Below are 25,888 nucleotides of genomic sequence, written 5' to 3' on the forward strand. Positions count from 1 at the left end.
ATTACAAAATGTAGCGGCTGAGGTCTTCGTCGTCGGCCAGTTCCATCAGGTGTGAGTCCACGTAAGCGGCATCGATGGTAATGGATTTTTCGGCCATGTCCGGCGCATTGAAGGAAATGTCTTCCAGCAGTTTTTCCAGAATCGTATGTAATCTGCGCGCGCCAATGTTTTCGGTTTTTTCGTTGACTTGCCAGCCCAGTTCGGCAATGCGCTGAATACCGTCGGCGGTAAATTGTACGTCTACGCCTTCGGTTTTCAAGAGTGCCTGATATTGCTCGGTCAGCGAGGCGTCCGGCTCGGTCAAAATCCGCACGAAATCGTCCGCGCTCAAGGCGTTCAGCTCGACCCTGATTGGAAAGCGGCCTTGCAATTCCGGAATCAAGTCCGACGGCTTGGTTAGATGAAACGCGCCGGAGGCGATAAACAGAATATGATCGGTCTTGATCATGCCGTATTTGGTGGTGACGGTGCTGCCTTCCACTAACGGCAATAAATCGCGCTGCACGCCTTCGCGGGACACTTCGCCGCCGCCCATTTCCGCGCGTTTGCAGATCTTGTCGATTTCGTCGAGAAACACGATGCCATGTTGCTCAACCGCTTCCAGCGCGGCTTGCTTGATTTCTTCTTCGTTGACCAGTTTGCCGGCTTCTTCTTCCTGCAACTGTTTCAAGGCATCTTTAATTTTTAATTTGCGGGTTTTGGTGCGGCCACTGCCCAGATTTTGGAACATGCCTTGCAACTGGCTGGTCATTTCTTCCATGCCCGGTGGCGCCATGATTTCCACACCCACTGCAGGTGCGGCAACGTCTACTTGAATTTCCTTATCGTTCAAATCGCCTTCGCGCAGTTTTTTGCGCATTTTCTGCCGGGTGGATTCCTCGGTTTCCGAGAGCATGCCGCCTTCGGCGCGTGGCAGTAATATATCCAGCACTTTTTCTTCGGCAGCATCGGCGGCACGGTTTTGCACACGTTCCATCGCCGAAATGCGGGTGGTTTTCACGGCGCTATCGATCAAGTCGCGAATAATCGATTCCACGTCGCGGCCGACATAACCCACTTCGGTAAATTTGGTGGCTTCAATTTTGATGAAAGGCGCGTTAGCCAAGCGAGCCAGTCGGCGGGCGATTTCGGTTTTACCGACGCCGGTGGGGCCTATCATTAGAATATTTTTCGGGGTGATTTCATCGCGCAGTTCCGCGGCAACCTGGCTGCGGCGCCAGCGGTTACGCAGGGCAATCGCAACTGAGCGTTTGGCGGCGGCTTGGCCGACGATGTGCTTGTCCAGTTCGCTGACGATTTCTCTCGGGGTCATTTGACTCATGGTTTTACTCTTGTGCCGGTTGGGGTTCGGCGTCTAATTCTTCGATGCGCAGATTGTGGTTGGTATAAATGCAGATGTCTGCAGCAATACCCAGGGACTTTTCGACGATCTCGCGGGCGCTGAGTTCGGTGTTTTCCAGCAAGGCGCGGGCCGCGCTTTGCGCAAAGGCGCCGCCGGAGCCGATGGCGATAAAGTCGTATTCGGGCTCGATGACGTCGCCGGTGCCGGAAATCACCAGCGAGGTTTTACTGTCGGCAATGATCAATAACGCTTCCAGCTTGCGCAGGGCGCGGTCGGTGCGCCAGTCTTTGGCCATTTCCACGGCGGCACGGGTCAGATTGCCGCGATGTTTTTCCAGCTTGCCTTCGAAATGTTCGAATAAGGTAAACGCATCGGCCGTCGCGCCGGCGAAACCGGCAATCACTTTGTCGTGGTACAGGCGTCTGACTTTACGGGCATTGCCCTTCATCACGGTGTTGCCCAGGGTGACTTGGCCATCGCCGCCGATCACGACTTTGTCGCCGCGTCTGACGGAAAGAATGGTGGTGCCTCTGAAGTTCGTCATGTCTGTGAATGAGAAAGGGAAAGGCGGCGATTTTACATGTTCTCGACGGCGATAGGGTAGAAGTTTAAAACCGTAAGCCCGGTGGGTAAAAGGCGCAAAGATTGAACAAAGCAAGAAAACTGATTAAAGTTCAAAGTGCTGGTATTTTAAAGGATGCGCCGCATTGACCGGCGTTTCCAACATTACAATAACAACAAGAGGGTAGCTAGTCATGAAATTGTCAAATCGCTGGAGAGGTGTGTGCTTGCTGGGTGCTATGGTGTTTTCAACGGCGGCCCTGGCTTTATCGCCGGAAGAAGAAGAGCGCTTGAAAGAGTGTAAAAGGCCTAAATTCCGGGATTTTGTGCCTGAACAAAAAGCCGAGGTCGATGCGGGCACGGAAATCTCTTTTCATATCTCCCACAATGCCGATCCATTGACCGTGACCGCCGAAGCGCGTGGCGAAAAAATGAAAGTCAATGTGGTGGATAAAAAGACCTTTTACTTTGTGACCGCGAAATTGCCGCCATTGACGCCGGGATTTGCCCGTGTGCATGTCACCGCTAAATCCGCAGAAAGCAAATTGGAGAGCGGCTGTTTGGGTCAGGATGGCTGGTTGCTTAAAATTAAAGGTGAGGCAACCGCTAAACCGGCGGAACAGCCGGCGGCGGCTCAGTAGCGAATTTTATCTGTTTTGATCCGCCACATTTGGAAGGGGCGATTGGCCGAGTCGAGCGAGAGTTGCTGCATGACGATCCGGCGTTGCAGGGCGGGTTTGTCGATTTCGGTGTAAATAAAACCGTCGTCGAACCCGGCTTTAGCGGCGTCGAAACGGTCGCAAGCAAAGTAAACGGCTTGCAGTCTTGCCCAATAGATGGCACCCAAGCACATCGGGCAAGGCTCGCAACTCGTGTAGAGCGTGCAATCGCTTAATTGAAAATCGCCTAGTTTTTGACAAGCCAGCCGAATGGCGACGATTTCGGCGTGAGCGGTCGGGTCCAGATCCGGCGTCACCCGATTCCCGCTGGCGGCAATAATTTCGCCGTCTCTAACGACAATCGCGCCGAACGGCCCGCCACCTTGGTCGATGTTATCGCAGGCTAGTGCGATGGCTTGGTTTAGAAAGCCTTCGTGCATTACAAATCCAGCGGATTATCAGGATTAATACCGTCCATGAACGGCAATCGGCGGTCTTCGTTGGTGATCTGATAAACCTTCCCCAGCCAGTTATTAAACACGGCTTTAGCGGAATCCCGCCAGGTGATGTCCAAGTGCTCGATGATTTGTTGCTCAGGCATGGCTTGCAGTGGGCAGTTACCAAGCTTGGCTTCTTTCACGTGTTCTGTGTACTCGGCCAGTAGCTGTTGCACTTCGTTATCGAAATAATGCTCGGGGTAGGGTGGGTAGTCGTCGCGCTCGCCGTTGTAATAACGCAGTACTTCGCGCTTGTATTCTTTAAGCAGGCTAATATCGTCGTACTCCGGATGACCCTGGAAGAAGACGACGCGAAATCCGTCCGGACTAACGGCCAGATGCACACCGGCGGATTCGCTGGCCACCAGGACTTTCAGTCCGTGTGTTTCCATGTCGCGCTGAAACACTTCGTTAAAACGCGAATGCGGCACATCGAAGCGGGTGTTGATTTCCGCCACCAGGGGATGCTGCCTATCGACCACTTTATGCGAAAACACGCCCCAACGCTTGGCCGGCAGGCGCGTGCGCTCCACACCGTAACAATGCTGAATAAAGGCATGGGTGGCCAGGCACGAACACAGTACCGAGGTGACGTTTTGCGTGGCCCATTCGAACACTTCGGTTAACGGCCGCCAAAAATCTTCCTCCTGCAAATGGTCGTGGGTGACATTGGCACCGCTGATAATCAAGGCATCCAGGCCGTCTTGTCTGATTTGCTCGAAGGATTCGTAATATTGCTGGATATGTGCCAGGGCTTGCGGGCTTCTTTCCAGGCCCGCAATCGTAAACGGATGCACATGAAACTGGGCAATCTGATTGCAAGCGCCGACCAAGCGGAAAAACTGGCGTTCCGTGGCTTCCAGCGCCGCGTCCGGCATGATATTCAACAAGCCGATGTGCAACTCTCTAATCGATTGGTGACTGGCGCGATCCGGGCTGAGAATTTCTTCGCCTTCTTCGTGCAGACGCTGAAAAGTGGGTAAAGCAGTATGGGCAACTAGCGGCATTACAAGAACGGTCTCAAGATTGTTGCCGGGCAATCGCCTCGGCAATCAGACGGATAAAGTCGTCTTCGTTATTGACTTTAGCGGTTTCGTCGGCACTGATGGTGTAGCCGTACTGGGCGGCAATCGCTTCGTAGCGCGGTACCCTGGCTTTGAACAGCTCCGGAAATACCCAGCTGACGAATTCGTCCGGTGGAATCTGATCGGTAGAACTGTAACCGCGCTCACTCATGAATTGGTCCAATTTTTCATCGACGAATTCCGGGCGGTAATACAGGGGTTTGGGGTCTTTTTTGGCGCGGTCGATGATGGTCTGTTCCAAGGCCGGCGGAATTTTGATGTAGACGATCAGCGTGTGTTTGGCCAGGTTTTCCAGGACTTCCGGGCAATCCAATTCGCAAACGCTACCGCCGGCGTCGTTGATGAAATGTTTGTAGCCGTAGATGTCCTCGGCTTTGTGGATAAAGTCCGGCACGTCGTTCATCGCTGCGATTTCGGCTTGATGATGCAGCGCCTGGCGGCGTTTGAATTCCGCTTGCGACAGGCCGCCTTTAGCCGGATCGCCGATTTTGCCCAGAAAGCTGGACACCGGTGCCAGGTTTTCCACGGTGATATTGCTGCAAATATAAATCGAGTCGGATTTCAGCAAATCGCGCAAAAACGGCACGCCCATCGCTTGCTGTTTGATGTTATCCAGAATCGGTTCTTCCAGGTATTTGGTGCCGATACGGTAATCGCCGGAATAATGAAACCATTTATCCCTGGGTAACTTGGCCGAGAGGGTGGTTTTGCCGGCGCCGGACATGGCCAGCAGGGTGATACTCTTGGATTCCCAGTCCAGAAATTGTTGCGGGGTCATTCTCATAAATTATCTCAGTCCAGCAAATCGCTAATGTCCAAATCTTCCGCATCCGGGCGGGCGTGTCTATCGGGGTCTGTGTAGCCCAGGTCGTCGGCTTCCAACTCGTCGAACGGCGCGCTCCAGTCTTCCGGATCTTCGATGTAATCGATAGTGGAACCGTACCAGGATTCATTGTCGTATTCGCCCAGATCGCCGTTGGCGAACTGAACTTCCACCGATTCGTCGTTACCCTCAATCGCTACCACCTTGAAGGTAAGATTACTTTCCAGGTCTTTATACCAGCGGCCAATGACCGGATCTGTAATAGTTGCCATAGTTGCATCCTCGCTATGTTGATGACTTATCAATGATAGCGAGTTTATAGAAGCTGTGCGAGTGCATGCGGCAAAACTGTCGGGATTTTCGATTAGAATGGCAAATTTACATAGTCAGCGGCGGGAGCCATGAGCGAAGAAAGATTCATCGAATTGGAGATCAAACAAGCGTATCAGGAAGATTTGATTCAGGCGTTGAACCAAGTGGTGGCAGACCAGCAAAAGCAAATCGGCAAACTGGAGGAAACCTGTAAGTTGCTGCACGACAAGATCAAAAGCCTGGCGCTGGATGAGCGACAAGCGGGGGCGGTCGATGAGCGTCCGCCCCATTACTGACTTATCAATTACGACTTGCGATGGCTGACGCGGCGAAGCTGCTTCGTCGGGTTGGATGCTGTTGCCAAGCTGGTTCGAGGTTGCGGCGAGGCGCTGCAATCCATATGTTTGGCGCGCAACCGTCGACAAAAATCCTGACTGTCGTCTTGCTGTAAACCGGTCCATTGCGCCCGCCAAGATGTGGCGTTTTTGACTTTGGTTTTGACGATGCCCGCACGCCCGGTTTTTGCTAACGGGCCAAGAGCATTGCGCGCGCGCTGTAGATTGACATCGGCGTCGATTTTTCTGGGAAAACTTCCCATGCTGACGGTCCAGACATTGCCGCGGCTTTGCGGTTTGGCTTGCGCCAATTGCGTGAGTTTTTCGCGGCGACTGTTGTAAGGCGCGTTGATATGAATCGGTTCATATCGGCTGCTGCCGGAGTCGGCCCCCATTTGTTCCGCACTGCCGGCACAGCGATTGGACGACAATTGAAACGGTGGCGGCAGGGCGCTGTAATCCTTCAATTGCGAAATGTGCTCGCCGAACAGGCCTTTTTCACTATTGGCAAAGCCCATGTCCAATAAATTACCCATTTGTTCGAAGCGTTCGCCGCTACTGTGTGCGCCCAGTAACACGCCGATCAAGCGGTGGCCGTTGCGTTTGGCCGAGGCGATCAGGTTGTAGCCGGAGCCGCAGGTAAAACCGGTTTTCAGGCCGTCGGCATCCGGATAGCTTTTCAGGATGCGGTTGGTATTGGGCATTACCCGGCCTTTGTAGTTAAATTCCGTCGCCGAAAAATAATGATAATGTTGCGGGAAATCGCGAATCAACGCAGCAGATAACAAGGCCAGGTCGCGGGCGCTGCTGATTTGCCCGTCGTCCGGCAAGCCGCTGGCGTTTTCGAACGAGCTGTTGTACATGCCCAGCGTACGCGCTTGCTGGGTCATCATCGCGGCAAAATTGCTTTCCGTGCCGCCCAGTTTTTCCGCCAGCACGACCGCCGCGTCGTTGGCGGAACGGGTGGTGACGGCCATGATGGCTTGTTCCACCGTCAAACTTTGGCCGGTGCGCAAACCCAGCTTGGAAGGCGGTTGCGAGGCGGCGTGTTTTGATGCAAACACGGTGTCGGTCAGTCGCAGACGGCCATTTTCCAATGCCGACAGGGTTAAATAGATAGTCATGACTTTAGTCAATGACGCGGGATACCAGCGTTGAGTGGATTCGGTTTCGTGAACCACGCGGCCGGTGTCGGCGTCGATGACAATCGCCGCATATCTGGCGGCCGCAGGAGCGCTTTGCAGCATTAGGCAAGCTAGAGAAAGTAACGCTAAATGGGTTTTGGGTAGGGTGCTCAAGTTATTACTTTGCTCCAGATATGTGGCCTAAACATTTGACTATATTATTTAATCAGAATTATCGATTTCGAAAAAGACCCAATTAATGCGGGGATGGTCGGTTTTGATCTGTTTTTCCATTCCGTTAATTAATTCAACAGCTTCCCCCACGCTTAAATCCGCCAGCAATTCGGCTTTAATGGCCAGCATCACTTGGCTGCCGTGGCTAATAGCCCAAATATTCAGTACGCGGTTGACGCAGCCTTGCTTTTCCAGATAGCCGCGAACGGCATCGCGAATCCCCGCATCGGCCTCACCGAGCAGCAAAGAATGCACTTCCCGGCCGACTAACACCGCTACGACGACCAATAAGGCGCCAATCAACATCGAGCCCACTGCGTCGTACATTGAATTACCGGTAAGCATAGTCAAGCCCAGCATCGCCGCGGCTATCACCAGACCAATCAGCGCGGCCAAGTCCTCGCCGATGACCACCATCAATTCGCTGGATTGCGTTTCTTTAAACCATTGCCAAATGCCCCGTTCGCCACGCTCGCTTGCCATCGCCCCCAAGGCCGCGCGCAACGAAAAACCTTCCAAAACCACGGCGATAGCCAGTATCGCCAAAGCCATACCGGCATTTTCCACGGTGTGCGATTCGTGAAAACGCAACCAACCTTCGTGGATAGAGAACAAGCCGCCAACCGAGAATAGCGTAATCGCTACCATCATCGACCAGACATATGCTTCCCGGCCATAGCCCATCGGGTGGTGTTGGGTTGCCGCCCGCGCGGAGCGTTTCATGCCGATAAACAGCAAGACCTGATTGCCGCAATCGGCAAAGGAATGAATGGCTTCCGCCAGCAGCGAGCCGGAACCGGTCCAGACTGCTGCGCCGGTTTTGATCAAAGCGATACCCAGATTAGCGGCGAACGCATAAATGATGGCTGAGGCGGAATTACTGTGAGACATGAGCTATGGGCCAAATAAAATTAAGAATTAGGCAGCGATTATTTACGGCAGACAGCACCGAAACAGATCAAGTAATCATGCAGATTTTAGATGAGTCGAGCGGATTTGCTGCAAATACTTAGGCGTTGACAGACAAGTTGAGCGATTGGCTGTCAACTAGGCAATAACGAGCTTATCGATTCTGTAAGGCGGGCGGTAGGGGCGAGTTTTTTGCCGATTGCTGGTGCCGAGGACGCAGTTGCCGGCCGCGGCGTTTTTGCAGCCAGCGTATCACGCCGGTGATGAATAGTAGCGGGCAGAGCAAGCCGGCAACCAACACCAGCAATTGCCCGATCAAACCAAACGCCTCTCCGGTATGTAGCGGATGCAGCCAGTTGATGATTGTGTCCGAGCCGCCAAGTTCGTCCGGATTGCTGACCGCCAACACCTGGCCGGAATATTGATCGACCCAGACGTTGGTTTTGGGAAAGCGCTGACTGGGCTCGCCAGCCTGGCGCAGATTGATGCGGTAGCTGCCATTGGCGTCGTGCGGTGTCTCTATCCAACACAGGCGCGCCTGCAGAAACCGGGCTTGGCCGACCGCGGCGGCTTGATCCAGGCTGATGCGCGCCGGATTATTTTCGGTGGTGGCCGATTTTGGCGCGGGCGATGCCTGCAAGGGCGAGAAATAGCCCAGTATCGGATTGACGTATTGCGGAATCTCCAAGGCTACTCCGGTGACTGCCAATACCAGCATCACAATCAGGCTGTAGACGCCCGCCAGTTTATGTAAATCGTAATTTAGGCGTTCGCGGCTGGCATGGCGCTTTAGGCTCAAAGCGCTCTTTAATTTGTGTAGTGGAGGCCACCACAGATAGACGCCGCTGATCAAGGACATCAGCAACAAGCCGCCGACGATGGCCATCAAAATTTTGCCGGGATTATCCAGTAGCAGCTTGTAATGCAAGTCGTAGAGCCAGGTCATCGCAAATTCGCCCCAGAAACGATTGGCGAGTACCGAGCCGGTATACGGATCGACCGACAGCATCAGCGGCGCAAAGCCGTGATGCTCGGTTTCTTGCGGTTTATAGTAGCGGGCGGTGATGGCACGCTGTGGATCGTCGGGAATTTCCAGCCGCCAGCCGCGTTGCCGCGTAGGCTCCGCGCGACGTAGGGCTTGAAAAATATCCTCGTAGCTTTGCCGCTGGGCGCTGGATTCGGAAATGATCAACTGTGGATTCAGCCACTCGTCCAGATCGATATAAAACACCAACAGGCTGCCGGTCAGGCCGACCAGGGCGATGATCAAGCCCAACGACAGCCCGAGGTATAAATGTACGGCCAGCCAGAATTGGCGCCTAGCCTGCTTCTTGTTGGCCGTCGATTTCATGGTGATACGAGCTTAGTAGTCGAACTTGACGTTGACGGCGCCGTAGAAGGCAATGCCGTCGCCCGGCGAGAAGAACGGTTGGGCGGTGGCACCGAATGATTCGGAATACCAAACATATTCCCGGCGAACGTCGGTCAGGTTTTTAGCTTGAAATTGCAATTCCACTTCCTTGGTCACCTGGTAGCCTAAATCCAGGTTGAGTAGGGCGTATTCGCCGTATTGGCCGCGCTGATTGGCTTGATCGACAAAGTAGTCGCCTTGGCCGCTGGTCCATAGCGAAGAACGCAATTGCGGCAGGATTTGGTAGTCGATGCCGGCCGAGAACAAATAATTCGGGGTATTGACCACCTGATTGCCGGCGACGTATTCCATAGTGCCAGCCGAAACCGCCGGCGGATTGGTGACTTTAGCTTCCTGTAAAGAGTAGGCAGCCCAAACCCCGACTTTATCGGTGGGATACACCTTGACTTCAATGTCCACGCCTTGGCGCAGTGTGGGTCCTATTTGGCTCGACTCCACGCTGGCCAGGTCGCGGCTAATTTCGTTGCTGGCTTTTTGCGACCAGTAGGCGACCCGGCCCTCGGCCCAATCGACCGGTTTCAGCTTGACACCCACTTCCCAACCGTCATTCAACGACGGGCCAATATTGGCTTGGTTGCGGCCGATGAAGGTGGCTTGGCCCAGGCCGACCTGGAAGGTGCGGCCCCAGTTGCCATAAAGGCTGTAGCCTTCGATCGGCGTAATCACCGCGCCTATTTTGGGTTGCGAAATCGTACCGTAGTCGTTAAGGGGGTAGGAGCCGAACGCTGAGCCGGGGCGATAGCTGAAGAAGCTGCCGTCGACGATATCGGCACGGTAACCTGGCGTCAGTTTCAACCATTTGAAAGGCTTGATGATTGCCTGGATGTAGCCGCCGTAATTCAAGAAATCCCACTTTTCGTCGTTACGCAAACCGCTGCTACGGCGAACCCTGCTATCGGTTAGATAACGCAGATATTTGTTTTCTTGTTGCTGGAAGTCGAAGCCGGTTTCCAGCGAAAAGTCGTCCAGCCAACTGATGACCGGATGGTAGGTCAGCGAGGTCATCGCGCCGTACTGAATTTCGTCGCGGTCGCGTTCTTGCTGTGCTGCGCCAGGGCCATAGGTGACATAACGCTGGTCGTCGAATAAAGTGCCGTAGACCTTGGACGACCAGAATAAGGTCGGGCTGAGGTTGACGTCCAAGTGGGTGCTGACCTGGCCAACCGTGCGTTTACCGCCGTCAGTGGCGTTTCGGGTGAAGGTTTGGGTTTGATTGAGTAACTGTTCCTGGTATGTCATATAACCGGGTTCTTGGGCGCCGGCTTCGCTCCAGCGGGCGATCAAACCTATTTTGTATTTTTGGTTGTCAGGCGTATAGAACCATTTGCCGGAAAAGCTGTTTTTGTCGGTGTCGCTATGGTCGCGGTAGCCGTCGCTGGCGCGGTAGGAAATTTGATAGTTCTGCGAGAAACCGTCTTTTTCATAGCCCAGACCGGATTGGATGTCGTGGGTATTGAAACTGCCAAAACTGGCTCTGGCCTTAGCGTAGTTGCCGCCGGTGGTGGTGTTCATGCTGATGTTGCCGGCGAAGGAGTGCAGGCCGTAGCGGGCGTCGTTGGTACCCCGCACCACTTCGATGGACTCGATGTCGAGCGGAAACAGCGAGTCGATAAAATAGGTGTCGCCGCTGTTGGTGTTGCTAGGCACGCCGTCGATCAATAATTTGACCGCGTTAACCCGGCCTTCGCCATTGAAACCGCGAAACGACATTTTGCCGGTGGTGATGCCTTGGCCGAATTGGGTCACTTGAACGCCAGGCATGCGGTGGAACAAATCGTAGGCCGTTAATACGTTTTGGTCGGCGATTTTATCGGCGTACATGATGTCCACCGAAGTAGCAATGTCCTTGCTGGTTAATTTCATGCTCTCGGTTTGATCACTCACTGTGACCGCACCCAGCTCGAAAGTCGAATCGTCCTTAACGGCTTGTGGTTTTGGCGCGGGGACTTTTTTAACCGCAATGACGCCTTCGCCTACTTGCTCGTACTGTAAGCCATTCTGACTTAACACTTTTTCTAGCGCCTGTTGTACGGTGTATTGGCCCTTCAGCGGCTGGGCTTGCAAGCCTTGCACCATCGAGTCGGCATAGATCAATTTGGTATTGGTGGACTTTGCCAAGTTCTCCAAGGTAGCTGCCAGCGGCTGTGCGGGAAGGTCTATGCTTGCGCTGGTGCTGCCTGCCGCGCTTGCGTCGATTGAAGCGGCTAGGGCCAACGCCAGCAGGGGCGCCTGTCGGCGCGGTTTTTTCGCGGGTGTGGTGTTAAGTTTGCAATCCATGATCGTCTCCTGTTAGTCGTGGGTGGCAATATTTTTTGACTCGCCATACCCCATTAACGAAGCAGACGGGTCAAACTGGACAGGTTTGGGGAATATTTTTTTAACCCAAACACGAACACCTGTTTGTTAGCGGCTGTAAAGCACGACGGTTTGTTTTTGGCGCTGCACGCGGATAGGCAGGATTTTTTCCAGGGCCTGCAGAAACGGCTTGAGATCGGCGCTATTGAAACTGCCGCTCAGGGTTTGCTTGGCCAAGGCAGGATCGGCAAACGCAAAACGCACGGCGTGATAACGCTCCAATTCCGCGACGACTTCGGTCAGCGGCGTGTGGTCGAACAACAGTTGGCCGTTGAGCCATGCCGCCACTTGCTTGGTATTGGTTTTTTCGGGCTTTTGCCAGTGGCCGCCCGCATCTATTTTGCGGCTGAAGCCGGCGGGTAAATTTTCGCCAAACCAGCTGCGGCCGGCATGTAGGGCAACTTCGCCTTCCAAGACCGATACTGCGGTGCCGTGATTATCATGCCGCACGTTAAACACGGTGCCGATGTCTTTAATTTGTAGATTGCCGGTATGAACGGTAAACGGGTGCCAGGCCTGATGGGCGACGTTGAACATGGCTTCGCCTTGCTGCAACTCGATCTCGCGGCGCCACCAGGACAGACGTACGCGCAGTTGTGTATCGGTATTCAATTGCAGTTGGGAACCGTCGGCCAGTTGCACGGTTTGCCGTTCGCCTATGCCTGTTTGGTAAACTCTGCTAGGTGCCTTGAGGTCCAGCCATGCGCCGGTCAACACGGTGGCAAGCAGCAGGCTAACGGTTAACATTTTGCCGTTTCGCCAGACGCGGGGCCTTGCGGAGCGCGCGGTATTCAAGCCGGCGACCTCAGTGGTTTTTAGCTCGTCCAGGTTGCCCCAAAGGCTGGCGATGTCGTCGTAAGCGGTCTGATGCGCTGGATTTTGCAGAAGCCATTGCGCGAATGCTTGACGCCGCTGCTCATCACAGGATTCAGACTGTAACTCCACGAACCACGTCGCAGCTTGCTGAAGAATTTTTGGCGGTTGCGAAAGCTTGGGCGGCGTCATCGATTGGCCGGTTTAGTGCTGCGTGCCGATTAGCATGTGATGGCAGTGCAACATGGCCTTGACCAATTGGCGTTGCACGGTTTTCTCGGAAATACCCAGTTTTCCGGCGATTTGGGCATAAGTGAGTTCGTCGATCTTGCGCAGCAGCAAAATATGCCGGCATTGCCGCGGCAGGCTGGCGATAGCCTGCAACAGGCGTTCGCATTGTTGGCTAAGAATCGCAAAGTCTTCCGGTTGCATAAGCGGGCAAGTCAGCTCGTCGTCCAATTCTTGGGTTTTTGCGCCGCTGCGCTGATGGTGGCGAATAAAGTCTATCGACAGGCGTTCGGCGGTACGAAACAGATAACCGGGCAGATTGTCGGTGTGTGTCAGACTGTCCTTGCCCAGCAAACGCAAATAAGTTTCCTGACTCAGATCTTGTGCGGCATCGGGGCACTTTACCTTGCGCAGCAAAAAATCGACGATGGCTTCTTTATGAGTCAGAAATAATTCGGCTATCTGATCGTGCTTAATGGCGATGACGGACAAGCGACTAGCTCCGGATTTTTGTGAACGAAAGACGGAAACTGCCGCAAGCTGTGTGCCAATAAACGCATAAAGCCGTCCAATTCCAATAGTGCTCGGCTGTAAGGTTGTTGAGGGGAGGTGTAGGGGGATGCTTACGTTTAAAACTATGTCATTTAACGCAATTACCTGTGGCATATGACCTGATTTTTCTGTGCAAATCAACTGCAATGGAAGTCATTCTTCGGCAGGAATCGAGGAAAAGTTGTCCTTTAAACACAATCCAAGAATTGACAATCAATCGATTGATTGATATTGTTTAAATCAATCGATTGATTTTTTTCTAACAAGCACTTCCGCAGAGGCAGCATGGTCGCACCTGAAAACTCCGAAACCGAAACTCACGACGCCCGCAGTCGGCTGGTCATGGCAGCGTTGCGGCTGTTTGCCGAAAAAGGCTACAAGGCCGCTTCCACGCGGGAAATCTGCGACGCGGCTGGCGCCAATATTTCGGCCATTCGCTACTATTTCGGCGATAAGGCCGGTCTATATCGCGCCGCATTCTTCGAACCGATGGGCGACGCACGTTGCGGTTCCGATGTCGCGGCCTATGCCGACTTACCGTTGCCCGAAGTGTTGACCCGGTTTTTCAGCGAATTCCTGGAGCCGCTGAAAGAAGGTGAGGACTTTGGGCTTGTGATGAAGCTGCACTTCCGGGAGATGATCGAGCCGACCGGTGCCTGGCAGCAGGAAATCGATGCGGAAATCAAACCGCAGCATGAATCTTTGGTATTGCTGCTCAAGGAACATTTGGGATTGAGTCGCATTGATGACGACTTACATCGGCTGGTTTTCGCGATGATAGGCATGGCGGTGCATTTTTATGTGGGACAAGACGTCATCTCGATGATTTCCCCGCAAATTTTAAATTCTCCACAAAACATCGACGTGCTGGCCGAACGCTTGGCCGGTTACGCACTGGCCATGATCGAAGGTGAAGCCGCGCGGCGTGCTCGGGATGGCGACCATGAACAATAATATCTCGCGGCCGCTGGGCTTGAGTCTGATCCCCTTGCTGCTTTCGGCCTGCGGGTCCGGCGGTTTATTGACGACCGTCGGCCCTGATTATCAAACAGAACCATTGCCGGCGCCTGCGAGCTGGCAAGCGCCGCAAGCGGACGCGGCCAAGCGCCAACAGGCGCATCAAGGCGACCCCGCCGAGCTGATGCGCTGGTGGGAGCGCTTTCAAGACCCGGCCCTGACTCGCCTGTTAAGCGCCGCCGAACAGGTGAGCGCCTCGGTCGCCGACGCCAGAGCGCGCATCGAAGAAGCTAGGGCAAATCTTGTGGGCGCCGATGCGGCCATCTTACCGAAACTGGATTCAGAGTTCGGCTCCAAACGCTCCTCGTCTTCGTTTGGCGGCACGCCGTTCATCTGGAACCAATTCTCGGCCGGACTGCAATCCAGCTGGGAAATAGACTTGTTTGGCGGTTTGGCCCGGCAGCAGGAAGTGGCCCAAAGCCAACTGGAATCGCGCAACGCCTCCTGGCACGACGCCAGGGTCGCGGTGGCGGTGGAAGTCGCCGATGCCTACCTGGCTTATCGCTATTGCGAAGCGCAAGTGCAGCTATTGCGTACCGACAGCGATTCGCGCCTTGAATCGGCGCGGGTAGCGGCGGTTGCCGGCCAGAGCGGGTTCCGCTCGCCGGGCGATGTAGCCTTGGCTACCGCCAGTGCCGCCGAAGGCAACAGAACCTTGCTGCAACAACAAGCCCAGTGCGAACGTTCGATCAAAAGTCTGGTGGCGATGACCGGCCTCGCGGAAGCCGACTTGCGGTCGTTACTGAACGGCTCGGCCGATCAGACGGCGAAACTGCCCACTCCGCCAGCGTTCGAAATCGCGTCCTTACCGGCCAAGGTGTTATTGCAACGGCCGGACGTGGCGGCCGCCGAACGCGACCTCGCCGAGGCCAGCGCCAATATCGGCGTGCAACGGGCCAAGCAATTTCCGAAATTGAGCCTGTCCGGCAACATCACCCCGACCCTGCAAAACATCAACGGCGCGGCGTTGATGCTGGCGCAGACTTGGGCGATAGGGCCGACGCTGAGCTTGCCACTGTTCGACGCCGGCAAGCGCGCGGCCGACGTGGAAGTCGCCAAGGTGCAATACCAAGCAGCGGAAAGCCGTTTCCGCGCCAAGGTGCGCACGGCGGTCAAGGAAGTCGAAGACGCCCTGGTGCGTCTGGACAGCAGCCGCCAACGCTTGCCGCAAGGCCGCGAGGCGGTCAGCGGTTACCGGGCAAACTTTCAGGCGCTGCAAACGCTCTACCAAAGCGGACTGGGTAATTTGCTGGATGTGGAAACTGCCCGCCGCAACGTGCTGGCCTCTGAACTGGCGCTAGAAGAACTGGAGCAGGAACAGGTTGGCGCCTGGATCGCGCTGTATCGCGCGGCGGGCGGCGGATGGATGGATGCCGGCGAGTCGCCGAATCCGGAAGCGGCGGCGGCAGATCCATCCATACCTAGTGACACTGGCAACACGCATTTATATCCGAATCAAAACGACATGCTCAACGGAGGAAACTCATGACCAAGGGAAAAATAGGCGTGCTATTCGCCACCTTACTGCTATTAATCGGCATTGGCGTAGCGATCGGCCGCGTCAGCCAGCCCGCGCCATCTACCGAAGCACCGGCTGCCAATCCGGCGCTCAGCGTGTCCGCGATCCGTCCGCAGACGCATGATATTCCGCTCATCCTCACGGCTAACGGTTCGATTGCGGCTTGGCAGGAAGCCGTGATCGGCGCCGAAATCGGCGATCTGCGCCTGAGCGCGGTTAACGTGCAAATCGGCGAAGCCGTTAAAAAAGGCCAAGTGTTGGCCACCTTTTCGGACGAAAGCGTATTGGCCGATGTCGCGCAAGCCCGCGGCATAGTGGCCGAAGCCGAAGCCAATCTGGCCGAAGCGCGGCTTAACGCCGAGCGGGCGCGCAAGGTCTCGGTATCCGGCGCTTTGAGCGCGCAACAAGTGGATCAGTATCTGACCGGCGCCAAAACCGCGGAGGCCAAACTGCAATCCGCCAAGGCGCAGTTGGAAGCGCAATTGTTACGCCTGAAATACACCAAAGTATTGGCCAGCGACGACGGCGTGATTTCCGCGCGTAGCGCCACCTTGGGCGCGGTCGCCACGAAAGGTCAGGAATTGTTTCGCTTGATTCGGCAAAACCGCCTGGAATGGCGCGGCGAGCTTACCGCCGCCGAAATGACGCAGTTGAAACCGGGCAATAAGGTGAGGGTAGAGGTCCCGAATGTCGGCAGCCTAGAAGGAACTGTACGTTTCCTGGCGCCTACCCTGGATGTGCAAAACCGCAATGGCCTGGTTTATGTTGACTTACCTCATGCCGCGCAGACCGGTTTGCGTGCCGGTATGTTCGCCCGTGGCGAATTTGAATTGGGCAGTTCCACGGCGCTAACGGTGCCGCAAGAGGCGCTGTCGCTGCGGGATGGCTTTAGTTATGTGTTTTTGTTGACCGAGCAAACCGAAGACCGGGCGCGCGTCAAGCAGGTCAAAGTGCAGTTGGGCCGCAGAAATGGCGACCAGGTGGAAATTTTAGCCGGCGTGGCCGCCGACGACCGGTTGGTGGCCGGCGGCGCCTCGTTTTTGGCCGACGGCGATAGCGTGCGGGTGGTGACACAATGAACGTCTCAGCCTGGTGTATCCGTAACCCCATTCCGGCGATGATGTTGTTCGTGCTGCTCAGTTTCGCCGGTTTGCTCAGCTTTAAAGCAATGAAAATCCAGAACTTCCCCGATCTGGATCTGCCCACCATCACTGTCTCGACCTCGCTGCCCGGCGCTTCGCCGTCGCAACTGGAAACCGAGGTGGCGCGGAAAATCGAAAACGCCATCGCCACCTTGCAGGGTTTGAAACACATCACCTCCAAGGTCCAGGACGGCAGCGCCACGATTACCGCCGAATTTCGTCTGGAAAAACCGGTGCAGGAAGCCTTGGACGATGTACGCTCAGCGGTGTCCAAAGTCCGCGCCGATTTGCCGGGCGACCTGCGCGATCCGGTCGTCACCAAACTGGATTTGGCCGGTTCGCCGATTTTGGCCTTAACCGTCAGCTCCGCGCAGCGCGATGAAGAAGCGCTGTCCTGGTTTGTGGAAGACACGGTAGCCAAACGCCTATTGGCGGTACGCGGCGTTGGTGCGGTCAATCGGGTGGGCGGCGTCAGCCGGGAAGTAACGATTGCGCTGGACCCGGTCAAGCTACAAGCCTTGGGCGCCACGGCGTCGGACATTTCCCGGCAATTGCGGCAAATCCAGCGCGAGAGCGCCGGCGGCCGGATCGATTTGGGTAGCGGCGAGCAACCGGTGCGCACCTTGGCCAACGTGGCCTCGGTCGAGGAAATACGGCCCTTGCAACTATCCTTGGCCGATGGCCGCCACATTAGGCTCGATCAAGTCGCCAAGGTGGACGATTCGGTAGCGGAACCGCGCGCGCTGGCGCTGCTGAACGGCAAACCGGTGGTGGGCTTTGAAGTGACCCGTAGCCGGGGTGCCAGCGAAGTCGAAGTCGGCGCCGGCGTACAAAAAGCCTTGGCCGAATTGCGTGTCGCCAATCCGGATATCGAATTCACCGAAGCGTTTAACTTTGTCACGCCGGTCGAGGAAGAATTTCAAGGCTCAATGACCATGCTTTACGAAGGTGCCTTGCTGGCGGTTTTGGTGGTCTGGCTGTTCTTGCGCGATTGGCGGGCCACTTTTATTTCGGCTGTCGCATTACCGCTGTCGGTGATTCCGGCCTTCCTGGGCATGGATTATTTGGGCTTTTCGCTAAACGTGATCACCTTGTTGGCCTTATCGTTAGTAATCGGCATCCTGGTGGACGATGCCATCGTCGAAGTAGAAAACATCGTCCGCCACCTGCGGATGGGCAAAACGCCTTACCAAGCCGCGATGCAGGCTGCCGATGAAATCGGCTTGGCCGTGGTGGCAACCACGTTTGCCCTGGTCGCGGTATTTCTGCCGACCGCCTTCATGAGCGGTGTGGCTGGGCGGTTTTTCAAGCAATTCGGCTGGACGGCGGCGCTGGCGATAATGGCGTCCTTGGTGGTCGCCAGGATGCTGACGCCGATGATGGCGGCGTATATGCTGAAAGACCTCGACCATTCTGAGCCCAAGGAAGGTGCGGTGATGCGCACTTATATGAAGTTGGCGGGCTGGTGTCTGCATCATCGGCTGGCTACGATGGGCGGCGCGGCGGCGTTTTTTATCGGCTCGCTGTTTTTGATTCCGTTATTGCCGACCGGCTTTATCCCGGCGGACGATAATCCGCAAACCCAGGTATTCGTAGAGTTGCCGCCCGGTTCGAGTCTGGCGCAAACGCGCGCTTCCGCCGAAGCGGCCAGGCAATTGATTGCCGGTATCGACTATGTAAAAACGATTTACACCACCATCGGCAGCGGTTCGGCGGGTAGCGATCCGATGGCCGGCAACCAGGGCGCCGGCGAGGTCCGCAAGGCCACGTTGACGATTACCTTGGCCAATCGCCAGGATCGGCCGGTGCGTAAACAGGCCATTGAACAAAATATCCGCCTGGCCCTGCAAAAACTCCCCGGCGTGCGCACCAAGGTGGGATTGGGCGCTTCCGGCGAAAAATACGTGTTGGTATTGAGCGGCGACGATCCACAGGCTTTGAGCGCCGCCGCCCGCAATCTGGAACGCGACCTCAGAACCATTCCCGGCCTGGGCAGCATCGCCTCCAGCGCCGCGCTGGTGCGGCCGGAAATAGCGGTAAGGCCGGACTTCGCCCGCGCCGCCGATCTGGGCGTGACCACCACGGCACTAGCGGAAACCCTGCGCATTGCCACTTTGGGCGATTACGATTGGTCTTTATCCAAGCTCAATCTGGCGCAACGCCAAGTGCCGATGGTCGTCAAACTCGCCGATGAAGGCCGGCAAGATTTGAGCGTATTGGAACGCTTGGCCGTGCCGTCCGCCAAGCCCGGCATCGGCGCTGTGATGGTCGGCCAGGTGGCGAAACTGGAACTGTCCAGCGGACCGGCCGTGATTGATCGATACGACCGCTCGCGGAATATCAATTTCGAAATCGAATTATCCGGCCAGCCGCTGGGTGACGTTGCCGCTGCGGTGGAAAATCTGGATAGCATCAAAAACCTGCCGGCCGGCGTCAAACGCATCAACATTGGCGATGCGGAAATGATGGGGGAGCTGTTCGCCAGCTTTGGTTTGGCCATGCTGACCGGCGTGTTGTGCATCTTCATCGTGTTGGTGTTGTTGTTTAAAGACTTCCTGCAACCCATCACCATTTTGGCGGCATTGCCGCTGTCGTTTGGCGGTGGTTTCGTCGCACTGCTGTTGACCGGCAAGGCGTTTTCGATGCCGTCGTTGATCGGCTTGGTGATGTTGATGGGGATAGCCACCAAAAACTCGATATTGTTGGTTGATTACGCCATCATTGCTCGGCGCGAGCAGGGCTTGAGCCGGATGGATGCGTTATTGGATGCGTGCCACAAACGGGCCAGGCCGATTGTCATGACCACGATTGCGATGGGTGCCGGTATGTTGCCGATTGCGATAGGCATGGGCAACGCCGATTCCTCATTCCGCAGCCCGATGGCCGTCGCCGTAATCGGCGGTTTGGTGACGTCCACCTTGCTGAGTTTATTGGTGATTCCGGTGGCTTACACCTATCTGGACGATTTCAAGAATCTAGGTCTGGCAATTTGGAAACGCTATACGGGGCCCAAAGCTGTTGCTGTCGAATCGTGATTTTCGAAACACGGCATCATCCATAGCGCATTCGGAAAGATGAAACAGAAGCGGTCGGGCTAGGGTAGGGCGTCAGGCGATGTTCGAACTATCCTGCCGGCCATCAAGCTTATGCCGGCAATTGAAGGGTGTTGGCGTTCGGAGCATTGATTTCATCGAGGCTACGGTTCGCCGAAACTCTGATCGGCAACATTCTCGCCAGCCCAGTTCAGAGGGAGCCAACCGCGATGGACATAACGGTGAAACGATGAAAACGGCCAATCTTGCACGCGGTGCGCCCAACCGTGCTTCACCGGGTTGAAGTGAATGTAATCGATGTGATGCAACCCATCCTGTTCGTCGCGAATGGTATGTTCCCAATAACGGCGTTGCCAGATGGATGCGCTGCCGTCATGCCGTTTGCCGACATCGATACCATGGCTGTTCAGCGCTTGAGTGAACAGCGACTTGATTGACTTCCAGCGTCCGGGATAATCGGTATCGTGTTCCGGCAAACGCCATATGGCATGCAAATGATCGGGCAATACCACCATAGCCTCAATCACGAAGGGTTTTCGGGCGCGGGTTTGCGCAAACGCCCGGCGTAAATCGCCGATATGTTCGACCAGGAAACGTGCCCGACGATCACGCAAAGTCACCGTAAAAAAGTAGGTGCCACCCGCCACGAAATTACGCCGATACGCCACCATCGCCATTCCTTACGTCGATTGAAGTCCGGCCATTGTAGCCTCGATGCAGCGTCAGCGGAATCGAGGACGTCGGCTTACAGACTACCAAACCCAAATCGGCAATTGAAGGGGGTTGGTCTTCGAAACCTCGATTTCATCGAGGCTACTTGCTATCCTGCCGGCCATCAAGCTCATGCCGGCAATTGAAGGGTGTTGGCGTTCGGAGCCTCGATGCAGCGATAGCGGAATCGAGGGCGTCGGCTTGGAGCTATGGGGCGAGCAGCGTCCCCTTAAGCGTCCAGTTATGTGGAAAGCCTAAGCCAACAAAATTCATGGCTTGGATTCATCGAAAGAAAACAGTGCTATAAATCCACTTATCCAGTATGCGACAAGACTAATTACCAAGATCAATATTTGGCTGGGGCCGCCTGACAAATAATAGCCGTACTCAATATAACCACCTACTGAAATCGCAAAGTAGGCAGAAAATAAAGCAGCTGATTTTATTTTTCCTACAGCGACCGCGAGGGCAACGAGCAACAGTGGCGACACATAGACAATCATCCATTTTATAGCTGAGCCAGCTGGATCTCGAGAAGTACATTCAAATGAAGTATGTATTCCGACTGCTATCAGCGCAATAATGCCTAGGAACGGGATGAATCGAGACGGTTCCGCTAGGAGTTTCATTCGTTCATCACATGGTTAGTTATGAGATGGTTTTCGTCTATTTACCAAAAATACTCTTTGAAGAAGTAATTTATTGATATGCATATAATTGTCCCTTCTGTATATCATCGATGACGAAAAGATTTTGTCTGGTAAAGATCGAATTACAGCCATGGAATCACTGTGGGTGATAGAAGGCAACGGGTTGCAACCAGTCGATCAACAATTTTTCATGCGGATCAACTGGTACCCAATTTCAGATAATAAGAGACTGGCAGGGTCGATTAAACCTGCAAAGCTAACGCGTTAAGCGCGAGTCTGCAGAATAGCGACCGCCGGCAATTCTTTACCTTCCAGGAACTCCAGGAACGCGCCGCCACCGGTAGAGGTGTAAGACACTTTATCGGCAATGCCGTATTTGTCTATCGCCGCCAATGTGTCGCCGCCGCCCGCGATCGAGAAGGCAGGGCTTTCGGCAATTGCCATCGACAGGGATTTGGTGCCTTCGCCGAATTGGTCGATTTCAAATACGCCGACCGGACCGTTCCAGACGATAGTACCGGCGGTTTTCAGGATGTCGGCGTATTGCTTGCTGGTTTCAGGTCCAATGTCCAGGATCAAGTCGTCGGCTTCCACGTCAGCGACGTTTTTCACGGTAGCCGCAGCGGTTTCGGAAAATTCTTTCGCGCAGACCACATCGACCGGTACCGGAATATCCGCGCCGCGTTCTTTTGCCGACGCGATCAAGCGTTTAGCTTCCGGAATTAAATCCGCTTCATACAAGGATTTACCGACCGGGTAACCCGCTGCGGCGATAAAGGTGTTAGCGATGCCGCCGCCGACGATCAATTGATCGACTTTGGAAGACAGCGATTCCAGCACGGTCAGTTTGGTGGAGACTTTGGAACCGCCGACGATGGCCACCAAGGGGCGGGCAGGGGTTTCCAGGGCTTTGCCCAGTGCGTCCAGTTCGGCAGCCAATAGCGGGCCGGCGCAAGCGACGGCGGCGTGTTCGGCTACTGCATGGGTCGAGGCTTCGGCGCGGTGCGCGGTACCAAAGGCGTCCATCACAAAAATGTCGCACAGCGCGGCCATTTTTTGGCCCAGTTCGGCGCTGTTTTTCTTTTCGCCTTTATTGAAACGCACGTTCTCGCACAGCACTACTTCGCCGCGTTTGACTTCCACGCCTTCCAGCCAATCTTTCACCAAACGCACCGGTTGACCCAGCAACTGCGAAAAGCGCTCGGCGACGGGTTGCAGGCTGGACGCTTCGTCGTATTCGCCTTCGGTGGGCCGGCCCAAGTGTGACATCAAAATCACTGCCGCGCCGCCGGCCAATGCGGCTTCCACGGTCGGGACGCTGGCTTGGATGCGTAAGTCGCTGGTGACTTTGCCGTCTTTAACCGGCACATTCAAATCTTGGCGGATTAACACGCGCTTGCCGGCCAAATCCAGATCGACCATTCGTTTGATAGACATAAGTTCTCCTTTGGTTGAAATAGTGAAAACATTATAAAGTGTAACGCCAGCCGCAGCCTGAATTAAAAAATAACAGAATAGTCAGGCGCTTGGACTATATTTGCTATCCGTTGCCTAAACTTTTATCGGCGGACTTATGTGCAAGTCGTTTATTTTTACGGTGTTCTGCGTGTTGGTGGTTACTGTTGATTCTGCGCGCTGCCAACCCGTGCCCGCCGCTGCCGGCGCCGACGAAATTCAGGTGTTAATAGACGTATCCGGCAGCATGAAACAGAACGATCCGGATAATCTGCGCATCGAGGCCAGCCGCTTGCTGGTCAACTTGTTGCCGGACGGTGCCAAGGCCGCGTTTTGGTTATTCGCGGAAAAAACCGCGCCGCTGTCCGCTACCGATACTGTCAATGCAGCCTGGAAACAGCAAGCCGGTAAAGCCATCGGCAATATTCATTCTCGCGGTTTGTATACCCACATCGAGGACGCGATTCAGACTGTGTTGAGCCAGGGCTTTAAGGGTGGCGGCAAGAAACATCTGATTTTATTGACCGACGGTTTTGTGGATATTTCCAAGGACATCATGCAAAGCGCGGATTCCCGCGAGCGCATCCTCAGCGAGTGGATACCCAAGCTCCAGCAGCAAAACATCAACGTACAAACCGTGGCATTGTCCGAGCAAGCCGATAAAGAATTGTTGGAAAAACTGGCCTTCGAGACCGGCGGCTGGGCGGAAACTGCGCAATCGGCGGAGCAATTGCAACGGGTGTTTTTGAAAATGGCCCAAAAAGCCGCGCCGAAAGAGACTTTGCCGCTGACCGATAATAAATTCCAGGTCGATAGCGGCATCCACGAGTTTTCGGTGTTGGTGTTCAAAAAACCGCATGCCGCGCCAACCCAATTGGTTGCGCCGGACGGCAAAAGTATCAGTAAACAAAGCATGGTCGCCAACGTGTCCTGGCTGGAAAGCCAGGCTTACGACCTAATCACTGTCAAGCAACCGTTGATCGGTGAATGGCGTTTGGTGGCGGAAGTCGATCCCGATAACCAAGTCATGATCGTCACTGACCTGAAATTGCAACTCAGCGACATTCCGAATTTTTTGGGCGAGAACGAAACCTTGCCGATTAAGGCGCATTTCACCGACAAGGATAAGCTGATAACCCGCGCCGATTTCCTGGGCATGCTGACGCTGGACGTGATCCAGGATCAGCAAGCACCGGCAAAAATGCCGGTCGTGCTTGCTGAACCCGGTTTTTACCAGCACAAGACTGAGCATTTAAGTTTGGGCAAGCATTTGCTGAAAATCGTTGCGGACGGCAAGACCTTCAAGCGGGAAATTATTCATGAGATCGACGTCGTTGCCACGCCGATTACGGTCGAGAAGCACGTCGATGCAGCACAACGCCAAGTCACCCTAAAACTGTTACCGGATGCCAAACTGATCGATCCCGCCGGCTTGGTGGTCAATGCGGTGATTAACCAAACCGGGCATGAGCCGGAAACCCGCGCATTGACAAATAAAGACGGGGTTTGGCTGCTGGATTTGGCCGGTTTGCCGCCGCAGACCACCACGCATGTCAATTTTAATGTGATGGCTAAAGATCATGCCGGCAAGCCGCTGGCGCCGGCGATCAAACCGCTGAGTATCGATGACAGTTGGTTTGTTCCTGCCGAGAAAGTCGAGGCTGCCGTACCGGCCGCAGAGCCTGATGCGCATCACGAATCAGCCGATCATGAAAACACCGATCACGAAACCGATGCCGAGCAACATGAGCAGGCTGAGCATGAGCCACATCCGCTGCCGGACGCCCCGGAAACCAATTGGTTGTTGGTTGGCGGCATCATGTTGGTAATCAATCTGATATTGGGTGTGGGGGGATTTTTTACCTATCGATACCTGAAAAAAAGCCAAGCAGATAAACATCAGCAGTTACTGGAGAGATTGTCATGAATCCATTCGATTCCGTGGTAGTGATATTAGCGGCGGAGGCGTTGGGGGTTTTGACGCTGTTGGTTATCTTGCTGTTTTTTATCTCGAGAAACCGGCGAGGGAAGGAGATGGCCGAAATTGAACATTTCATTACCGAGCTTGAAGAGCAGTCCATCGTGAAGACTCGCTGGTTGGAGCAATTTCTGGAAGAAAACTGCGGGTTGGCTACAGCGGAGATTGAGCCATTGTTGCAAGAAGTCAATGCATCAGAACGCGCTGTGTTTGAAGGGGTTATTCGCTTGTTTTTAAAACGCGAATTGGTGTTGTTGAGTGAGATCGAGCAACGTATCGGTCGGCTAACCGAGCCATATCAGAATTTGCTGGCGAATCGGGGCACGCTTGCGCCGGTTGCTGCGGCGCAGGATTCGCCCCAAGCGAACCAATTGGCCGGCTTGGAGCGGATTAACCAACAACTGGTGCGGCAACTGGATAACGCGATGAAAACCATAGACGAAATGTCCGCCGAATATACCCGAGTGTTTAGCGGCAATCAGACCGCCTTAGAGTTGGAAAACAGCAGTAAAAAGATGCTGCAAATTTTTCATGATGCCGAACGCGGTGTGCGTGAAAGCATTACGGAGCTGGGGAAATGATGCAATCTCTGCTGCTTATCGGCTTAGGAGAGCTATCGCTGGTGTTGTTGACCGGCTTGATCGCGGTGTTAGTCGTTAATCGGCGGCATAAACGTCGGCGGCTGGCCGGCATCGAAGAGTTGCTGGAAGACATTAAGGACCGGCAGGAGCGGCGCGGCGACAGGTTGGCCTTGGCCTTGGCCGGTAAGCATCACTTAGACGATCAAGCCGCGCAAGCTGTCAGCGACACCCTGATTGCGGCGGAAAAGCAGTTTTTGTATGGGTTTATAGAGCAGCAAATGCAGCAGCAGACCGTGGCCGGTTTTTACGAAAACCTGTGCCTTTTGCTGGATAGTTATGTGGACGGCTTACCCAAAGTGGCTAAAAAACCGGTTGCCGACGAGCCGGCTGCGGAGACTGGCGAACAATTTGCCGACACCGATTCCGAGCAGCCAAAGTCGCAGAGCTCTGATGAACCCCCGCCCGAAGAGGCTCCACCACCACCGGATTGGGGGGATGTGTTTGATTGATGATTTTGGCAG

24 protein-coding genes are annotated in these 25,888 nt (G+C 54.8%); 9 read left to right on the forward strand and 15 right to left on the reverse strand.

The features are described 5' to 3' along the window. Position 1: 1 nt before the first annotated feature. Positions 2 to 1,321: an ATP-dependent protease ATPase subunit HslU gene (gene hslU / locus DDY07_RS00420; protein ID WP_171694363.1), complete on the reverse strand. Its 1,320-nt coding sequence runs from the start codon at positions 1,319 to 1,321 to the stop codon at positions 2 to 4. 4 nt (positions 1,322 to 1,325) lie between these two features. After that, positions 1,326 to 1,886 (reverse strand): ATP-dependent protease subunit HslV, encoded by a 561-nt coding sequence (gene hslV, locus DDY07_RS00425; RefSeq protein ID WP_020483114.1) that lies wholly within the window; start codon positions 1,884 to 1,886, stop codon positions 1,326 to 1,328. A 211-nt stretch (positions 1,887 to 2,097) separates the two neighbouring features. On the opposite strand from hslV, the gene DDY07_RS00430 reads away from it, so the two are divergent. Continuing rightward, complete coding sequence (locus DDY07_RS00430; RefSeq protein ID WP_171694364.1) at positions 2,098 to 2,544, forward strand: hypothetical protein; 447 nt, start codon at positions 2,098 to 2,100, stop codon at positions 2,542 to 2,544. On the opposite strand, the gene DDY07_RS00435 is transcribed toward DDY07_RS00430, so the two are convergent. Genes DDY07_RS00435 through DDY07_RS00450 form a run of 4 tightly spaced genes read right to left on the reverse strand, consistent with a single transcriptional unit; the run spans position 2,538 to position 5,239 of the window. Next, a complete protein-coding gene (locus tag DDY07_RS00435; RefSeq protein ID WP_171694365.1) occupies positions 2,538 to 3,002 on the reverse strand; it encodes a nucleoside deaminase in 465 nt (154 codons plus the stop codon). The genes DDY07_RS00430 and DDY07_RS00435 overlap by 7 nt on opposite strands. After that, positions 3,002 to 4,066 carry a homoserine O-succinyltransferase gene (locus tag DDY07_RS00440; RefSeq protein WP_171694366.1) on the reverse strand — a complete coding sequence of 355 codons (1,065 nt, stop codon included), beginning with the start codon at positions 4,064 to 4,066 and terminating at the stop codon, positions 3,002 to 3,004. The genes DDY07_RS00435 and DDY07_RS00440 overlap by 1 nt, the downstream gene beginning before the upstream one ends. A 13-nt stretch (positions 4,067 to 4,079) precedes the next feature. Further along, positions 4,080 to 4,928: an ATPase gene (locus DDY07_RS00445; protein ID WP_033158395.1), complete on the reverse strand. Its 849-nt coding sequence runs from the start codon at positions 4,926 to 4,928 to the stop codon at positions 4,080 to 4,082. 8 nt (positions 4,929 to 4,936) lie between these two features. Next, on the reverse strand, positions 4,937 to 5,239 hold the full coding sequence (locus tag DDY07_RS00450; RefSeq protein WP_033158396.1) for a DUF6763 family protein: 303 nt from the start codon (positions 5,237 to 5,239) through the stop codon (positions 4,937 to 4,939). A 129-nt stretch (positions 5,240 to 5,368) separates the two neighbouring features. Between DDY07_RS00450 and DDY07_RS00455 the strand changes: the two genes are divergently transcribed. Then, on the forward strand, positions 5,369 to 5,575 hold the full coding sequence (locus DDY07_RS00455) for a SlyX family protein (protein WP_033158397.1): 207 nt from the start codon (positions 5,369 to 5,371) through the stop codon (positions 5,573 to 5,575). A gap of 8 nt (positions 5,576 to 5,583) precedes the next feature. On the opposite strand, the gene DDY07_RS00460 is transcribed toward DDY07_RS00455, so the two are convergent. From DDY07_RS00460 to DDY07_RS00485, 6 genes are all read right to left on the reverse strand, one after another. Continuing rightward, entirely contained in the window at positions 5,584 to 6,912 is a 1,329-nt protein-coding gene (locus DDY07_RS00460; RefSeq protein ID WP_253734364.1) for a D-alanyl-D-alanine carboxypeptidase family protein, read from the reverse strand. A gap of 48 nt (positions 6,913 to 6,960) precedes the next feature. Further along, positions 6,961 to 7,863: a cation diffusion facilitator family transporter gene (locus DDY07_RS00465; protein WP_171694367.1), complete on the reverse strand. Its 903-nt coding sequence runs from the start codon at positions 7,861 to 7,863 to the stop codon at positions 6,961 to 6,963. A 172-nt stretch (positions 7,864 to 8,035) separates the two neighbouring features. Then, positions 8,036 to 9,232 carry a PepSY domain-containing protein gene (locus tag DDY07_RS00470; protein WP_171694368.1) on the reverse strand — a complete coding sequence of 399 codons (1,197 nt, stop codon included), beginning with the start codon at positions 9,230 to 9,232 and terminating at the stop codon, positions 8,036 to 8,038. Positions 9,233 to 9,244: 12 nt separating this feature from the next. Then, a complete protein-coding gene (locus tag DDY07_RS00475; protein ID WP_171694369.1) occupies positions 9,245 to 11,590 on the reverse strand; it encodes a TonB-dependent receptor in 2,346 nt (781 codons plus the stop codon). A gap of 126 nt (positions 11,591 to 11,716) precedes the next feature. After that, positions 11,717 to 12,673 carry a FecR family protein gene (locus DDY07_RS00480; protein WP_171694370.1) on the reverse strand — a complete coding sequence of 319 codons (957 nt, stop codon included), beginning with the start codon at positions 12,671 to 12,673 and terminating at the stop codon, positions 11,717 to 11,719. A 12-nt stretch (positions 12,674 to 12,685) separates the two neighbouring features. Next, entirely contained in the window at positions 12,686 to 13,201 is a 516-nt protein-coding gene (locus tag DDY07_RS00485) for an RNA polymerase sigma factor (RefSeq protein ID WP_171694371.1), read from the reverse strand. 345 nt (positions 13,202 to 13,546) lie between these two features. On the opposite strand from DDY07_RS00485, the gene DDY07_RS00490 reads away from it, so the two are divergent. The 4 genes from DDY07_RS00490 to DDY07_RS00505 are packed head-to-tail and all read left to right on the forward strand — an operon-like array spanning position 13,547 to position 19,974. Beyond that, entirely contained in the window at positions 13,547 to 14,215 is a 669-nt protein-coding gene (locus tag DDY07_RS00490) for a CerR family C-terminal domain-containing protein (RefSeq protein ID WP_171694372.1), read from the forward strand. After that, the gene (locus DDY07_RS00495; RefSeq protein ID WP_171694373.1) at positions 14,205 to 15,767 is read left to right on the forward strand and encodes an efflux transporter outer membrane subunit; all 1,563 of its coding nucleotides are present in this window, start codon (positions 14,205 to 14,207) and stop codon (positions 15,765 to 15,767) included. Before DDY07_RS00490 ends, DDY07_RS00495 begins: the two co-directional genes overlap by 11 nt. Then, complete coding sequence (locus DDY07_RS00500; protein ID WP_171694374.1) at positions 15,764 to 16,876, forward strand: efflux RND transporter periplasmic adaptor subunit; 1,113 nt, start codon at positions 15,764 to 15,766, stop codon at positions 16,874 to 16,876. The genes DDY07_RS00495 and DDY07_RS00500 overlap by 4 nt, the downstream gene beginning before the upstream one ends. Continuing rightward, positions 16,873 to 19,974 carry an efflux RND transporter permease subunit gene (locus DDY07_RS00505; protein ID WP_171694375.1) on the forward strand — a complete coding sequence of 1,034 codons (3,102 nt, stop codon included), beginning with the start codon at positions 16,873 to 16,875 and terminating at the stop codon, positions 19,972 to 19,974. Before DDY07_RS00500 ends, DDY07_RS00505 begins: the two co-directional genes overlap by 4 nt. A 161-nt stretch (positions 19,975 to 20,135) precedes the next feature. Here the strand turns inward: DDY07_RS00505 and DDY07_RS00510 are convergent, their stop codons facing one another. The 3 genes from DDY07_RS00510 to DDY07_RS00520 all read right to left on the reverse strand — a co-directional run bounded on the left by DDY07_RS00510 (position 20,136) and on the right by DDY07_RS00520 (position 22,790). Next, positions 20,136 to 20,663, reverse strand: a complete 528-nt coding sequence (locus DDY07_RS00510) for a transposase (RefSeq protein ID WP_171694376.1) — start codon at positions 20,661 to 20,663, stop codon at positions 20,136 to 20,138. Between the two features lie 309 nt (positions 20,664 to 20,972). Continuing rightward, on the reverse strand, positions 20,973 to 21,332 hold the full coding sequence (locus DDY07_RS00515; RefSeq protein ID WP_171694377.1) for a hypothetical protein: 360 nt from the start codon (positions 21,330 to 21,332) through the stop codon (positions 20,973 to 20,975). 285 nt (positions 21,333 to 21,617) lie between these two features. Beyond that, entirely contained in the window at positions 21,618 to 22,790 is a 1,173-nt protein-coding gene (locus tag DDY07_RS00520; RefSeq protein ID WP_171694378.1) for a phosphoglycerate kinase, read from the reverse strand. Positions 22,791 to 22,926: 136 nt separating this feature from the next. On the opposite strand from DDY07_RS00520, the gene DDY07_RS00525 reads away from it, so the two are divergent. From DDY07_RS00525 to DDY07_RS00535, 3 genes are read left to right on the forward strand one after another with little or no spacing between them, the layout of a single operon-like run. Then, positions 22,927 to 24,735 (forward strand): vWA domain-containing protein, encoded by a 1,809-nt coding sequence (locus DDY07_RS00525; RefSeq protein ID WP_171694379.1) that lies wholly within the window; start codon positions 22,927 to 22,929, stop codon positions 24,733 to 24,735. Further along, entirely contained in the window at positions 24,732 to 25,367 is a 636-nt protein-coding gene (locus tag DDY07_RS00530; RefSeq protein ID WP_171694380.1) for a hypothetical protein, read from the forward strand. The genes DDY07_RS00525 and DDY07_RS00530 overlap by 4 nt, the downstream gene beginning before the upstream one ends. Next, a complete protein-coding gene (locus DDY07_RS00535; protein WP_171694381.1) occupies positions 25,364 to 25,876 on the forward strand; it encodes a hypothetical protein in 513 nt (170 codons plus the stop codon). The genes DDY07_RS00530 and DDY07_RS00535 overlap by 4 nt, the downstream gene beginning before the upstream one ends. Positions 25,877 to 25,888 lie beyond the last annotated feature (12 nt).

It is taken from the genome of Methylomonas sp. ZR1 (assembly GCF_013141865.1).
Classification (GTDB): domain Bacteria; phylum Pseudomonadota; class Gammaproteobacteria; order Methylococcales; family Methylomonadaceae; genus Methylomonas.